This is a genomic window from Paenibacillus nuruki (genome assembly GCF_001721045.1).
Classification (GTDB): Bacteria; Bacillota; Bacilli; order Paenibacillales; family Paenibacillaceae; genus Saccharibacillus; species Saccharibacillus nuruki.
Map to the genome: position 1 here is coordinate 38,925 of NZ_MDER01000046.1, position 15,261 is coordinate 54,185.

At 36.9% G+C, this 15,261-nt stretch carries 11 protein-coding genes; 7 read left to right on the plus strand and 4 right to left on the minus strand.

The annotated features are described in order from the left end of the window. Positions 1-102: 102 nt before the first annotated feature. Entirely contained in the window at positions 103-2,016 is a 1,914-nt protein-coding gene (thrS, locus tag PTI45_RS13895) for a threonine--tRNA ligase (RefSeq protein WP_069328202.1), read from the minus strand. Positions 2,017-2,623: 607 nt separating this feature from the next. On the opposite strand from thrS, the gene PTI45_RS13900 reads away from it, so the two are divergent. Together PTI45_RS13900 and PTI45_RS13905 are read left to right on the plus strand one after the other, a co-directional pair. Continuing rightward, positions 2,624-3,871, plus strand: coding sequence for a hypothetical protein (locus PTI45_RS13900; protein ID WP_069328203.1), 1,248 nt, complete (start codon positions 2,624-2,626; stop codon positions 3,869-3,871). An 18-nt stretch (positions 3,872-3,889) separates the two neighbouring features. After that, positions 3,890-4,861: a D-2-hydroxyacid dehydrogenase family protein gene (locus tag PTI45_RS13905; protein WP_069328204.1), complete on the plus strand. Its 972-nt coding sequence runs from the start codon at positions 3,890-3,892 to the stop codon at positions 4,859-4,861. Positions 4,862-5,357: 496 nt separating this feature from the next. On the opposite strand, the gene PTI45_RS13910 is transcribed toward PTI45_RS13905, so the two are convergent. Then, positions 5,358-6,752 (minus strand): S-layer homology domain-containing protein, encoded by a 1,395-nt coding sequence (locus tag PTI45_RS13910; RefSeq protein ID WP_069328205.1) that lies wholly within the window; start codon positions 6,750-6,752, stop codon positions 5,358-5,360. Between the two features lie 169 nt (positions 6,753-6,921). Here PTI45_RS13910 and PTI45_RS24160 point away from each other — a divergent pair, with 169 nt between their 5' ends. After that, positions 6,922-7,083, plus strand: a complete 162-nt coding sequence (locus tag PTI45_RS24160) for a hypothetical protein (protein WP_175425187.1) — start codon at positions 6,922-6,924, stop codon at positions 7,081-7,083. Positions 7,084-7,161: 78 nt separating this feature from the next. Here PTI45_RS24160 and cls read toward each other — a convergent pair whose 3' ends face one another. Continuing rightward, a complete protein-coding gene (cls, locus tag PTI45_RS13915; protein WP_069328206.1) occupies positions 7,162-8,610 on the minus strand; it encodes a cardiolipin synthase in 1,449 nt (482 codons plus the stop codon). A 154-nt stretch (positions 8,611-8,764) separates the two neighbouring features. Further along, positions 8,765-10,114: an MFS transporter gene (locus PTI45_RS13920; protein WP_069328207.1), complete on the minus strand. Its 1,350-nt coding sequence runs from the start codon at positions 10,112-10,114 to the stop codon at positions 8,765-8,767. A gap of 306 nt (positions 10,115-10,420) precedes the next feature. Between PTI45_RS13920 and PTI45_RS13925 the strand changes: the two genes are divergently transcribed. From PTI45_RS13925 to PTI45_RS13940, 4 genes are all read left to right on the plus strand, one after another. Beyond that, positions 10,421-11,476 carry an NAD(P)/FAD-dependent oxidoreductase gene (locus tag PTI45_RS13925; protein WP_069328208.1) on the plus strand — a complete coding sequence of 352 codons (1,056 nt, stop codon included), beginning with the start codon at positions 10,421-10,423 and terminating at the stop codon, positions 11,474-11,476. Between the two features lie 230 nt (positions 11,477-11,706). Next, the gene (locus PTI45_RS13930) at positions 11,707-13,026 is read left to right on the plus strand and encodes a response regulator transcription factor (RefSeq protein ID WP_069328209.1); all 1,320 of its coding nucleotides are present in this window, start codon (positions 11,707-11,709) and stop codon (positions 13,024-13,026) included. A gap of 109 nt (positions 13,027-13,135) precedes the next feature. Next, positions 13,136-14,344, plus strand: coding sequence for a threonine synthase (locus tag PTI45_RS13935; RefSeq protein WP_069328271.1), 1,209 nt, complete (start codon positions 13,136-13,138; stop codon positions 14,342-14,344). A gap of 134 nt (positions 14,345-14,478) precedes the next feature. Continuing rightward, entirely contained in the window at positions 14,479-15,117 is a 639-nt protein-coding gene (locus PTI45_RS13940) for a DUF1906 domain-containing protein (RefSeq protein ID WP_069328210.1), read from the plus strand. Positions 15,118-15,261 lie beyond the last annotated feature (144 nt).

Genomic DNA, 15,261 nt, shown 5'->3' on the forward strand with positions numbered 1-15,261 from the left:
GTTCAAATAATATAGTATATGTACAAAAAAGAATCCTTTAGGCAATTTGCTAAAGGATTCTTTTTCTTTTGGAAAAATGTTGCTCAAATAACGTTCACTTGATTACGACTTAGCGTTATTTTGCTGAGCAATTGTTGAAATAATTTCTTCTATAGAAAGAACACCTAGATCAGCGCCGCCATGTTGACGAACAGAAGCAGAATTAGCATTTTTCTCATTTTCACCAACAACCAAGATATAAGGCGCTTTTTCCATTTGAGCTTCACGCATTTTGTAACCTAATTTTTCATTACGAATATCGATCTGAACACGAATACCTGCTTGGATCAATTGTTGTTTCACTTGCAATCCATAATCAATATAATGTTCAGAAACAGGTAGGATTTTAATCTGCACTGGAGCTAACCAGACAGGGAAAGCACCTGAATAATGTTCTGTTAGTATACCTAGAAAGCGATCGATCGAACCATAGATCGCGCGATGAATCACAACAGGACGATGCTTGAGATTGTCTTCACCGATATAAGTCAGATCGAATTTTTCAGGCATTTGAAAATCAAGTTGGATAGTACCGCATTGCCAGCTACGTTTGAGCGCATCTAGAATATGAAAGTCGATTTTGGGACCATAAAAGGCACCATCACCTTCATTAAGTGTATACTCAATTCCTCGATGATCCAGCACATTACTTAGCGCTTGTTCAGCCTGATCCCATAACTCATCTGCACCCATATAATCTGCTGGACGAGTCGATAATTCGATTTTGTAATCAAATCCAAATACTTTATACATATCATCGAGAAGTGTCATCGCCTGATTGATCTCATCTTCAATCTGATGTGGCATCGCATAGATATGAGCATCATCCTGACAGAAAGTACGCACACGCATCATACCGTTAAGCGCACCGGAGAATTCATGACGATGTACCTGACCGAACTCCATCATCCGAATAGGAAGTTCACGATAAGAATGCAGATCATTTTTATAGATCAACATATGTCCCGGACAGTTCATCGGTTTCAAAGCAAATGCTTCTGCATCCACAGGAGCAAAATACATATTGTCTTTGTAATGATCCCAGTGACCGGATTGTTCCCAAAGTCGCTGATTCATCATTAGCGGTGTACGAACTTCTTGATAGCCATTTTTCAATTGCATGTCGCGTGAAAAGTTCTCCAATTCTGTCCGCAAAGCCATTCCTTTAGGCAAATAGAACGGCATACCGGGTGCTTCTTCTGAGAACATAAACAAATCCAATTCTTTTCCCAGTTTGCGATGGTCTCTTTTTTTCGCTTCTTCTAGCATATGAAGATGTTCATCCAATTGATTTTTTTTGGCAAAAGCTGTTCCATAGATACGTTGTAACATTTTCTGATTAGCATCACCGCGCCAGTAAGCGCCTGCAACATGCAATAATTTGAATACTTTTATTTTGCCAGTGGAAGGAAGATGAGGACCACGACAAAGGTCGAAAAATTCACCTTGCTCATAGATTGAAATTTCTGCGTCTAGCGGCAGATCGTGAATTAACTCTAATTTATAAGGATCATTGATGTCTGTAAAAATAGCCAATGCTTCTGCACGACTAACGACTTTACGGACGATCGGCAAGTTTTCATTGATAATCTTGTTCATTTCTTTTTCAATATCTCTTAATTGTTCTACAGACAAAGGGTTAGCAATATCAATATCATAATAAAATCCGTCTGCAATCACAGGACCAATGCCTAGCTTCACTTGTTGATCACTATAAAGGCGTTTAATCGCTTGTGCCATTAGATGAGCAGTGCTATGACGATAAATGGCTAATCCTTCAGCATCATCCAGTGTGATCATCTCAACCGCACTATCTTGATCAATGATAGTATTGAGGTCAACCAGTTGATTATTGATCTTGCCGGCAATGGCTTGTTTGCCAAGACTTGTGCTGATCGAAGAAGCGAACTCAGCGATAGATACAGGTGAATCTACAGAACGGATCGAGCCATCAGGTAAAGAAATGTGAATAGACATTATAGATTCCTCCAATAATTAGAATAGTAAGCGCAAAAAAGCACACTGTCCCAGAAAGGGACGAGTGCGCTTGGCTCGTGGTTCCACCCTAATTTGACCTCCCTGTAGAAATAGCTAAATACGCTATGATCATGCAGAGAAAAGTCCTCATTGGAATCCATTAACGGGGATTAGGCGGTACTATCTAATAAGATGATCACGATGTACCATCTGTTCAATACTACGGCTACAAAGGGGTAATTTCACATTTGTCGACTGAAAAAGCTCTCAGCAATCGCTTTTCTCTCTGGGCAGTGCAGAATATGAACCATGTCTTTGGTCAAAGCCTGATATTTATTTGGGATGTGCTATTGATTCCTGATTATAGGAGTGTAATTGCAAAAGGTCAAGACTAAATTTGGAATGAATGTAACGTAATGAGTACAAAAGCATAGAAAAATAAAATTTGTATATTAAATAATTTCAATATATGAAAAATTCGAAATAGATTTGAATAATAAAATAATTAAAATATAACGAGACAGTTAGCAAGTTAGCAAATACAATAAATACATGAAACAGAAACAGAAACAGAAACAGAAAATAAAATCCAAAAGGGGAAAGAAGCATGATGTTAAAATTCATTAAAATAAGTATTTTTTTAATTTTAAGCATGTTATTATGCTTACCAAATAATCAAATTAGTGCTGCAGTATCTTCTCAAAAAATGATTGAAATATCTGTAGACTTCAATGGAAAATTGATTAAAAAACACATGGGATACACTAAAGATGGATATTTGATGTTACCTTTGAATGATATCCTTCAAGAGTTTGATTTTAAAACGAAATATTATAAAGAGTATGAATTTTATACTTTATACACAGATGATTCAATATTTTATATTAGTATCGACAAAACAGGTATAGCTCCTTCTAATGCGAAATGGACTGGATTTCCTGTAGAGGGAGATATGATAAATGGTACACTTTATTTGCCAATTATTAGTGTTTTAAACGGATTGAATTGTTATCCTAATTACAATAGTTCAGAAAAGTATTTGAGTATAGAAACTTGGGGAAAACATGATGAATCAGACTTTTATAACATACTTAAACAATATTATCGAGATGGTAGTCGTTATCCAGACCCTTCTATTTTAGATCAGGATATGCAAAAAAAAGTATTTTATCAAATTCCTCCTTTTTTAAATGATTTTGTATGGAATATCAAGCCTAATATTTACAAAGTAGATTATATTCAAAGAAATAAAGCAATCATTTATGTAGAAGGAACAATAGAATCTAACGTTCTTGTTAAAAAAATAAGTACTAAATTAACCTTGCTAGATCGTGGAAAAGGTTGGAAAGTACTAAGAGGTTATGGTGATGAATATATTGGGTATATTCCAGATACAGCTGTATCTATTAAAAAAACTACTCAATCAAATCAAAAAAATATGATTTCAAAAATTGAGAACGGATTCAAAAACTTTATTCAATCGTATAACGATCAGAATTTTCTAATGTATCTATCTTCACGTTCCACTCCTTATTTAAACTATTTAAAAGATTATGCTAAACGCCCAGGACATGAAGAAAATTATAAAATATATATCCAAAATCAATTGTATCGCAATAGCGAAAATTATGGAAAAGGTATAAAAGTTAATCATTCAACAGTATGGTATATTAGTGAAAAGCAAGCTATGCTAACTACTAAAGTTACTTCTGTGGATGTAAAAGGCTGGGATAAGAACAGCAACAAAATCTACGGAGAAGTAATAAAAGAATGGATTATCAGTATGGATTTAGAAAAAGATGGATCATGGAAAGTTGGGAAAATTGAAAAGTACCCTGATCATTCTATGGAATAACCAAAGGAGTAGTAGACGATGAAGCTGAACTGTGCCATTCTTGATGATTACCAACATGTTGCCGAGCAGATGGCAGATTGGTCAGTGATCGAATCTCAAGTTAATATTCATAGTTATCATGAATATTTTGAAGATCGAAATGAATTGATTGAAGCGATTCAGGATTATGAAATTCTAGTGATTATGCGTGAACGTACCAAGTTTCCAGAAGATGTATTGCGTAAATTGCCTAACCTCAAATTGCTAATTACCACAGGCATGCGTAACGCTTCGATCGATCTCAAAGCAGCAGAAAAATTAGGTATTACTGTCTGCGGAACAAGGGGGAAGGGTGCTGCACCAACCGAATTAACATGGGCACTGATTCATGGGTTATCCCGTCATTTGATTCAAGAAAATGAAGCGTTCCGTAATGGTGGCGCATGGCAGAGTACGATAGGTGTTGGGTTGCAAGATAAAACATTAGGATTATTAGGGCTTGGTAAAATAGGTCAACAGATGGCGCTAATCGGTCAAGCGATGGGTATGCATATTTTGGCATGGAGTGAACATTTAACACCGGAGCGAGCAGAAGCAGTAGGTGTGCAATTAGCGACTTCCAAAGAGCAATTATTAGCAGAAAGTGACTTTCTGTCGATTCATTTGGTACTCAGTGATCGCACACGTCGCATGATCGGAGCGCAAGAGTTCGCTTTGATGAAACCATCTGCTTACCTGATCAATACATCGCGTGCAGGTATTGTCGATCAGACAGCGATGATTGAAGCTTTGCAACAAGGAATCATTGCCGGTGCTGGACTGGATGTATTTGATACAGAGCCTTTGGCAGATGATCATATTCTGCGCAAATTACCTAATGTATTAGGAACACCACATATTGGTTATGTATCGGACGATAACTATAAGTGCTTTTATGAAGATGCTGTAGAAGACATCCAAGGATATCTTAATAACGATATACAGCGCCAACTTATCTACGTACGCAAATAAAGATACAATCTATAAAAGTATAATAGTTTCTTGTTTTCCTTATATATACCAAGAAAATATTATATTATTGATCTGAAAATGAATAGAGAACTCTTCAAAAAGTCTAAGATATAGAAAGTCACTTTTTACGTAAAGAAGTGATATTTTCTATATTAAAGACTTTTTTTGTTATAGATTGTATCAACACATTTGTATCAATATTCATACATATTATATTATTTCAATATATGAAAAATTCATAATAGAAAAAACCAAATAAGCTCACCCGTGATACTACAAGCAAACAATTTCAACAGAGCACCTGCACGTGTCAAAAGCTACCCTAATCCATATTTAAAAACAAGCAAAAAAACGACCGCTTATCTGTAAGAGATACAGCGGTCGTTTTTAAATACACTTTATAACATAAAGAGTATGTCTACAAAATCTTATTTAGGCAAAGGTATAAAAAAGAAGTATGTCTAAGCCTAAAATCAACTTAAAACAAAAAAAGTATTTACTTAGAATCTCCATTTAAATAATTAAAGAATGGGCCATCTACCCAGAATTGATAACGATCGACTTTCACAGAAGGATCAAGTGCTTTGAACCCAGCAGCTACAGTAGCCGATTTGTCATTAAGAGAGAAGGATTGTACATAATAATTGCCTTGTGTGATTTTATTATTGCTAATCACATCATAATCTTTAAGAGCCGTTTGAGAATAATACAGTGGTTGCCACCATGAGCTGTAGATCAATCCTTTTTGATCTTCGCTATCTTTTTTAGCATACGCCAGAATGACTTTTTGAAATTTATTTTTGTCAGCTGTATTAGCAAATTCAAAAGCTAAATCGTATTCTTTAGCATTAGCAATATAGTTACCGTTAGCAATTTGGGAGACATGATAATCTTCTGTCGATTTGGGTTCGCCCCATTCTTTCAAATAAATGAAAGCAGACGTTTTTGGTTCGAATTGTACTTTAGCAGAAATACCTTCACTGCGAAGTAAACCGATCAATTGCACAGCATGTTTGATATCGTCATGACCATAATTAAGTGATAATGAATCAATAAAGTTAGCTTCATAACGGTTATCTTTGACATTGTAACCTGTTACCAAATTTTCTTCTAACGCTTTGTTCGCCAGTTCTTGCAGTTCAGGAGCTTGAATAAGGCGAGAAGTGTTATAAGCATCTTGTAATTTGGCATAAATATCATCATCACTGGTGTAACCCAGATAGTGTTTATACTGTCCTTTGAACTTTAATACCTGTCCGAGTACAGTTTCGACAAATGTAGCCGACGGAGAAGCGGTATGAGCAGCCTGTACGGATGAATAAAGAGACTTAGGTAGCAATCCGCTATCGACAGCGACAGCCAGTTCCTGACCCGCTTGTGTAGATAAGGTAGAAGGTTGAATAGAAAGCTTGGCAAGAGCTGTTTTTACTTTAGCCGGAGGATATGTATATGCGAGTTCTTTCAGACCAGCCGCTTTGACTGCGAAATAAATAGCCGTGCGCGCATCTAATTTTTGATTAGGATGAACGGTTGTACCGGAGAGGATATCATTTTCAGACAAAGCAGCTGCTGCGTTGTACCATTTATTACTGGTTGGTACATCTGTAAATTTAGCTTCAGATTTTTCAGGAGTTAATTGCAAAGCTGTTGCCAAGTCTTGGATATATTGACCACGTGTTACTCCATTATTAACAGAAATCTTGAATTTGGATTGCAAAAATTGCGAGTATTCCGAAGCGCTAACCTCATGCTGAGCTACAACAGCAGTCGCCGCATCACTGGTACTGCTATACAATACAGGTGAAGCTACAACAGAGACGGCGAGTGTCCAAGCAATAACAGACTTACGAAGAACAGATTTTTGCAGAAATGCTGTAGAAAATGGTAACATTCTTAATCCCCTCCAATTAATTCCATAAATCCTATAGGTTTTATGAGAAATATTATTCTGAATCATAATATGGAGGGTACGAACTGTCAATCAAAATAAATGTGATCTCTTAAATAGATAATAGAGTTGACCGATATTAAAATGATAACGATAAATTTATTTGAAATCATTGTTGATTGATGTAATACCAATACATAAGGTAGAAGGGGAACATAAATTGCTTCAGGTTATTGATTGTTGGAAACGTGCATGGGCTTATTATGATGATGTAGATAAAAGTATGGATAATCTCTATGAAAGTATAAAGAAATTAGAAATACAAGCGGAATAAGATATAAAACAAAAACTCGCTATTCGATCCGAATCATCTTCTACTCGAAGAATTCAGAAGAAAGCGAGTTTTTGTTATTTATAATATCGGAGAAAGCAGACGAGCAAACGATTCAAGCATCCGTTGATACAACGGACGATTTTCATAATCAGCCAGTGTAAGAACTTTGCTATCCAGAATATCTTGTAAAAACAATTCTTCTAGCTTGGTAGCTGTTTCACTGTCATACACAATCGCATTCACTTCAAAGTTAAGCTTATAACTACGAATATCCATATTGGCTGTACCGACAGAAGCGATCGTACCGTCGATGACCATTGTTTTGGCGTGAAGAAACCCTTTTTCATACAAATAACAACTGACATTCAACTCTAACAACTCACGTAAATAAGAGTAAGAAGCCCAGTAGACCATTTGATGATCTGGTTTTTTGGGAATCATTAGATGCACTTGCACACCTGAGAGCATGGCTGCTTTGAGCGCAGTAACCATACTTTCATCCGGTATAAAATAAGGTGTCTGGATCATAATGCTTTTTTTCGCTTCATAGATCATTTTGATATATGAATATTTAATCGTCTCCAAGCTACTATCCGGGCCACTGGATACAATTTGCATCCCGATATTACCCGTAAAAGGCTTGGTTACAGCAAACAACGAATAGTCTTCAGACATCGGTGTATTTAATGCCAGATGCCAATCTCGCAAAAAGTGAGTCTGCATTTGCAAAATCGAGGAGCCTTCCACACGTAAATGAGTGTCACGCCAGTAACCAAATCGTTTTACTTTACCCAAGTACTCATCGCCTACATTAAAGCCACCAATATAACCACAATCCCCATCAATAATAACCAATTTGCGGTGATTACGATAATTGAGTTTGAAGTTTACTTTAGGAATACTGGGTGGGAAAAAGGCAGCGGCATGACCACCGGCTTCACGAAGCTCACGGATAAACTTTTTGTTTACTTTTGAACTACCCCACGCATCATAAATTAGACGTACAGTAACCCCTTCACGAGCTTTGGCAGTTAGGGCATCAATCAGCTTACGACCCAATTCGTCACGCTGAATAATATAATACTGAATATGAATATATTGTTTGGCATTCGCAATATCTTCAAATAAAGCGTCAAACTTTTCATTACCATCAGCAAAAATGCGAACCGTATTATCTTGCGTGTATAACGCATAATTACTGATCAAGTTCATATGCACAAGCTCATGATAACGACCGATCGAAGGATCATTGAACGAGAAACTTCTAGAGTGAAATTCCTGACGCTGATCTTCAACAACCGATTCGATAATAGATCTGAATTCTTTACGCAATCTGAATTTTTTGACCCGACTCAAATTCTGACCAAAAAATAAATAGACCATAAACCCAACGACCGGTAAAAAGACCAGTATCATTAGCCATGCCCATGTAGCTCCAATATTGCGCCTTTCCATAAACACAATAAAAAGAGCGAAAAAGATATTAATCGCGATAAAAATCCAGGAAAGATGCGATAAAATAGACATTCACCGTTTCCCACCTTAGATATGTAATAGAGTTCACCATTCAGCATACCAAAAAATAAGATATTACACACTATAAAAAGAACAACTGCCTACAAAAGCTGTTGATCCAGCTCCATAGGCAGTTGTTATGTGATCTGATCTTATTATAAATAAACTAAATTTTGATATGATGATCGGCAGGTTCCGCAGGTTTGCTACGCATATACCAGATCAACATAATGAAAGACAATACTGTCATCGTTAACAAAACAACATAATTCATACGATAGATGCCTGAAGCCGATTCAAATGGATTACGTGCGATCAATAATCCGAAAACAGCAGTAGCTGTAGCACCACCGAAAAATTGTGTTAACTGAAATACGCCTACACCTGAAGACAATTGCTTGCGTGGAAGCATACGAGATACTTCATTTTGCAAAGATGCACCTACAGCTGAGAACGAAGAAGCCAGTAGCATGTAAGCAACCATTAAGATATAAGGAGAGAACGTTAAGAAGCCGATTAACCCAGCAAATGTCACGACCATAATAATATAACCGATAAAGGATAAACGATAATTACCATACTGATCGATCCATCGACCGATAATAGGGGTCATAATCGCTGACAAAATAGCACCCGGGAATATCATTAATCCACTAAAAGAAGCAGATTGACCAAATACTTGATTAAGCACTAATGGAATAAGGAACACCATTCCTAAGTTAATGGCAAAACAGCAAAACGACATAAACAACATTTTACGATAAGCAGTATTGCGGAATAGCTCTGGTAAAATAAATGGATTGGAAGATCGACGTAAATGAAAGACCAATACAATAAAAGCAACAATAGCTATTAATAGATTGACCCACGATAAGCGACCAATACTTAACAGTAGAGATGGAATAACGATGACTAGTAATCCTGCACCGACAATATCGAACTTCTGATCCTTTTTAAAAGAAAACTCTTTTTCAGAAGGAAGCATTTTCCAATACGCAGGAACAAGTAATACAATCAAGCCAGTGACCAAAAATAAAGAATTCCAACCTAAGCTATCTGTTAAAATCCCACCGAGTACAGGGCCGATACCAAAAGCAAGCGAACCACCAGCTGCAATCAATGAAATCGATTTGCCACGTCGATCATTTGGAACATAACGGGTAGCAAGTACTAATCCTAATCCTTGCATAGGCCCTGCACCTGCTGCTTGTAAAATACGAGCCAACATAGCCATAGGGAAATTATTCGCTGTAAATCCGATCACACATGAAGCGACCAATAACAATATTCCAACCATTAATAATTTACGAACAGGATACCAATCAGACAACCGACTGAAAATAACAACCGATAACGCAAAGACTATCGAATATCCTGAAATTAGCCATGAACCTAGAGAAGAGCTAATATGTAAATCAGCAAGAATACGCGGTAAAGAAACGTTGAACATCGTTGTGTTCATAACAACTAGAAATATGCCAGCTGCCCACAACGGAATGACTACTTTATCTCTCATTCACTAACCCATCCTATCTGTAATCTACTTCTTTATACTTACATACTTACTAGACTATAGCTGAATATTTTTGATATGGCAAAATGGATATAATCGATAGCTTTTATTTTAACCGCTTACAATTCGGTTAACCACCGAAATCTATGCTATTTAGTATTTAAAAAAAGAGAATATAAAATATAAGTATAATAAAATGTAACTTATTTTGGAGAACATGTTGAAACGCTTGGTATTCTAATCTATAATGATAATCATTATCAATTAAACAAGATAATGAATACATGATTGGATTGGAGAGTGACTATATTGAACCAAGAACTAGAATTGTATGATGTTACGATTATCGGCGGCGGACCCGCAGGATTATATAGTGCTTTTTATAGTGGTATGAGAGATATGAAGACCAAAATTATCGAATACAATCCGCAATTAGGCGGAAAAATTTTGATTTATCCTGAGAAAATGATTTGGGATGTAGGTGGATTGCCGCCGCTAAGTGGAGCTCAATTAATCGAAAACTTGATCCAACAAGCAATGACGTTTGAACCTACTGTAGTGTTAAATCAGAAAATAGCAGATATTGAACGCTTAGAAGATGGCAATTGGTTACTGACTGCGGCAACAGGAGAACAACATTATAGTCAAACGATTATTTTGGCGATGGGACATGGTATTCCAACGATGCGTAAGTTAGAAATTGAAGGTGCAGATCGTTATGAAGTGACCAATCTTCATTATACCGTGCAAGAGCTTAATATATTTTCGGGTAAACATGTAGTCATTTCAGGTGGTGGAGATTCTGCTGTTGATTGGGCAAATGCGTTACAACCCATTGCTGAAAGTCTAACGGTGGTACATCGTCGTCATGAATTTGGTGGACATGAGAAAAGTGTAGCGATGATGAAAGAAACGTGTAAAGAAGTATTAACACCATACGGCTTAACGGCTGTACAAAGTCACAATGGAACACAGATTGATGAGATTACAATCACACATATGGATACAGGAGAAGTTCGTCAATTGCCTGTGGATGCCGTAATCGTTAATCATGGAATGATCGGTGATCTGAGTCCGCTACTTCGTTGGGGGATCGAAGTGAATGAAAATGGCCGCCCCATTATTGATGAGAAACGCCAGACGACACAGCCGGGCATTTTCACAGCAGGCGACTTAATTGAATATACGAATAAACTATACTTAATCGCAGGCACATTTGTAGAAGGTGCTGCTGCTGTTAATAGTGCCAAAAAATACTTAGAACCTGAAGCCTACCAACAAGCTTATGTATCTTCACATAACAAAAAATTTGCAGAAAAAAATAAAATGCTCGAATCTAAAGTATCGGTTCATGCAAGTGTATAGTTGAAAAATGGTCTAGTTAAGCGAAGAAAAGGGAATAAAAACTCACTATTTGTCAAAAGACTGAAGCGAAAGCTTTAGTCTTTTTTGCAGTTAATTGTCCAAGCATATGATGATCCGAAGATAAATCTGATTCCTATAAATCTTATTTTAATTTTAAGTTGTTAAAGCGCTTAAACTTCTGGTATATTATGGATATGAATATAGATCTTATATCTGAGGAGGATACATACTTGTATAACATTCTGATGATAGATGATGACTGGTTAACGACTGAAAAGTTAAGTCAACTGTTATGGCACGCCGGGTTAAATATGTCTCATATTTTCTCAGCACATACATTTGCGCAAGGATTGGATTATATTCGTGAATATGAGATTGATCTGTTAATCACAGATATTGAAGTGGCAGGCTTAAATGGAATTGATTATATGCAACAGATTAAAATGATCAAACCGTCGATTGAGATAATAGTTGTCTCTGCAAATAATACATTTGAAAATGCGCAGACAGCTATTCGCTTAGGCGTTAAAAATTATCTGATCAAACCGCTTCATCAAGAACAATTTTTGGATTCGGTACGCGAAGTATTACTGCATTTAAATATTACTAGACCTGCTATTGAAAAAGTGAGTGTACCGCAGTGTAATCATTTTCAAATGAAACGACATACGATGCAAAACCATTTAAAATTAAATCAATTACTTGCTCCACAGCCTCATCTACCGTCAGATGATTCGTTATATCAATCGTTAGGCTTATATGGTCCTTATTATGCAATGCTCAAAATTCGTTATCAGCCACTGACTTCAAGGCAGATAGATCTTACATTAGAAGATCAACATTTGCTCAATTATGCAGTGATGAATATAGCGGTAGAAATCGTGCATGATCAGTGGAATAGTATTACTTTTGAAACAGACGATTGTGAGATCAATATTATTATTCAATGGGATGAAGCTTCTTACAATCAAGGTTGGAATGATAAGATTCGTCAGTTGAATCAATTGGGACAGCTACTCCATACTCATATCGATCAGTATCTTCATATACCAAATGTGATTGGGATCAGTCAGATTTTGAAAGGGTATTCATTTATTAAGCAGCTCAACGTACAAGCGAACCGAGCAGTACTATGGCATACCAAGTATCCAGATCACTATGTCTTCTATTATGGAAATATACACTGGAAAAGCGATGAACTTGAAGAACACCAATCCAAAAATCCATACAATCTCATCGTATCTCAAGTGAAAGAATATATCGAAAAGTATTACGGGCAAAAAGGATTAACCATTCATGATGTAGCTAAAAAGAATCATGTGAGTCCTAACTATTTGAGCTATTTATTCAAAAAAGATACCGGGTTTAATCTATGGGAGTATGTGATTAAGTTACGTATGGAAGAAAGTCGCAATTTACTGCTTCAAACTGATCTACGCCGTTATGAAGTCGCAGAAAAAGTAGGATATGAATCTCCAGAACATTTTAGTAAAATCTTCAAAAAATATTATGGAATCAGTCCAAGTGAGTTCAAACAACTTCAAGCTTAACAAATAATCATAACCAAGTTAACAAGTAAGGATAATTGGCAAAGGCATGTAGACCTGTTATGATTTGTAGTATTGATTAGCAAAATATAACAGGAAGCAGGAATCCATGATGACCTACAGCTATGTTTCTCATTTGGAATGTCCGGTATGTGAAAAAACCTATGATGTCAGTACGATACAACAATTGTGCACATGTGGTTCACCATTATTGGTGCGTTATGATCTTGATCTCGTTCGCAATGAAGTGAAGCGATCATCTATTCGAGAACGTAATCATGATCTCTGGCGTTATCATGAATTGTTACCTGTACAGCACGAAGATCATGTGGTCACATTAGGGGAAGGAATGACTCCTTTATTACCTATGCCTGAATTGGGTCAATCGTATGGATTGAATCATTTATATATGAAAGATGAAAGTCTGATTCCGACAGGAAGCTTCAAAGCTAGAGGAGCCGCTGTCGGTATCTCCAAAGCTAAGGAATTAGGCGTACAGCACTTTGCGATGCCAACCAATGGTAATGCAGGAGCTGCATGGGCGCTGTATGCGGCTCGGGCAGGCATCAAAGCGACGATAGTCATGCCTCAAGATGCACCGTCTATTACTCGAACAGAAGTGGCTTTATCAGGTGCAGAATTGTATTTAGTAAATGGGTTGATTAGTGATGCAGGTAAAATGGTCGCTGAAAAAGTAACGCATGATCATATTTACGATGCTTCTACGCTCAAAGAACCTTATCGGATCGAAGGCAAAAAAACGATGGGATTTGAAATTGCAGAGCAATTGGGCTGGGCGATGCCCGATGTTATTTTGTATCCAACCGGTGGTGGTGTAGGGTTGATCGGTATTTACAAAGCGTTGCAAGAGCTGAAAGAGATCGGTTGGTTAGCAGGGAAGTTTCCACGCTTAGTCGCTGTTCAAGCCGAAGGATGTGCTCCTATTGTAAAAGCGTGGGAAGAGAAGAAAGAGCGCTCTGAATTCTGGGAGCAATCGACCACCGTTGCTTTTGGTATTAATGTTCCCAAAGCACTTGGAGATTTTCTAGTATTGCGTGCGTTATATGAGACAGACGGTATGGCGATAGCAATCTCCGATCAAGAGCTATTGGAAGAGCAAAAACATATTGCTGAACGTGAAGGTACATTTGTTTGTCCAGAAGGAGCAGCCACTTTTGCAGCAGCGAAGCGATTGGCTGCTGAGGGCTGGATAGGAAGCGATGAATCGGTGGTTGTTTTAAATACAGGTGCAGGTATTAAATATCCGGATACAGCACAGATTGAAGTTCCTTTATTAGAAATTGGCGAATCTATTATATAAGTCATGAAAGGTAATGGGCAACACTGAATACTATAATAAATGTACTTCTCTAACTGGAAAAATGTTACAATCTCTGTGTATACAATCACTTTTGTTTTTGGTAGACCATCCAATCGAAAAGGGGATACATCACAATGAATCCAGGCGAAGGACATCCAACAGACAAAGGCATAGATACCGAATCGTTATGTGAAGAAAGAGCTTTAGAGTTAAAGCAAGCCGGTTATCATTTTGTTGGTAGATATTATAATCACAATAATCCTCACAAAAATCTAACCCGGACAGAAGCTCAAGCGATAACGCAAGCAGGACTTTATATTGTAGCAGTCTGGGAAAATGGATATCCCACGTCTGTCTCTTATTTCTCACAAGAAGTAGGAGAAAGCGATGCTACATTAGCTTATAATTATGCCAAACATACTATTGGACAACCCAAGGATTCAACGATTTATTTTGCAGTCGATTTTGATTCGTCGCCCAACGATTTAAGTGAATTTATTCATCATTATTTTCAGAAAGTGATTGATACGTTTAAGACATTAGGTAATGAGTATAAAATTGGCGTGTATGGTTCAGGACTTACTTGTGAATACATCCTCAAAAATTTTCCCGAGATATCCTATACATGGTTAGCCGAATCATCAGGATGGAGCAATTCTAGAACATTTGAACAATGGAATATTAAGCAAGTAGGTAGTGGCACAGAAATCGGCTTTTCAGTCGATTTTAATGAAACACAGGGTGATGGTGGAGGATTTAGATTAGAAGCCTAAGCTCCACTTCTGGCATAAACATAATGGGTATAAGGATCATCTGATCTCTAATGAAGTCGACTGTATTCAATCCTCAATCTGCTAAATTAAATTATGAAATCTTGTTCTTATCTTAGCCATAGATAGAGCAAGATTTTTTTGTGG

Bases quoted from the DNA above. Each gene is read 5' to 3' on its own strand.
- thrS (WP_069328202.1), bottom strand. From the start codon at position 2,016: ATGTCTATTCACATTTCTTTACCTGATGGCTCGATCCGTTCTGTAGAT.
- PTI45_RS13900 (WP_069328203.1), top strand. From the start codon at position 2,624: ATGATGTTAAAATTCATTAAAATAAGTATTTTTTTAATTTTAAGCATG.
- PTI45_RS13905 (WP_069328204.1), top strand. From the start codon at position 3,890: ATGAAGCTGAACTGTGCCATTCTTGATGATTACCAACATGTTGCCGAG.
- PTI45_RS13910 (WP_069328205.1), bottom strand. From the start codon at position 6,752: ATGTTACCATTTTCTACAGCATTTCTGCAAAAATCTGTTCTTCGTAAG.
- cls (WP_069328206.1), bottom strand. From the start codon at position 8,610: ATGTCTATTTTATCGCATCTTTCCTGGATTTTTATCGCGATTAATATC.
- PTI45_RS13920 (WP_069328207.1), bottom strand. From the start codon at position 10,114: ATGAGAGATAAAGTAGTCATTCCGTTGTGGGCAGCTGGCATATTTCTA.
- PTI45_RS13935 (WP_069328271.1), top strand. From the start codon at position 13,136: ATGACCTACAGCTATGTTTCTCATTTGGAATGTCCGGTATGTGAAAAA.
- PTI45_RS13940 (WP_069328210.1), top strand. From the start codon at position 14,479: ATGAATCCAGGCGAAGGACATCCAACAGACAAAGGCATAGATACCGAA.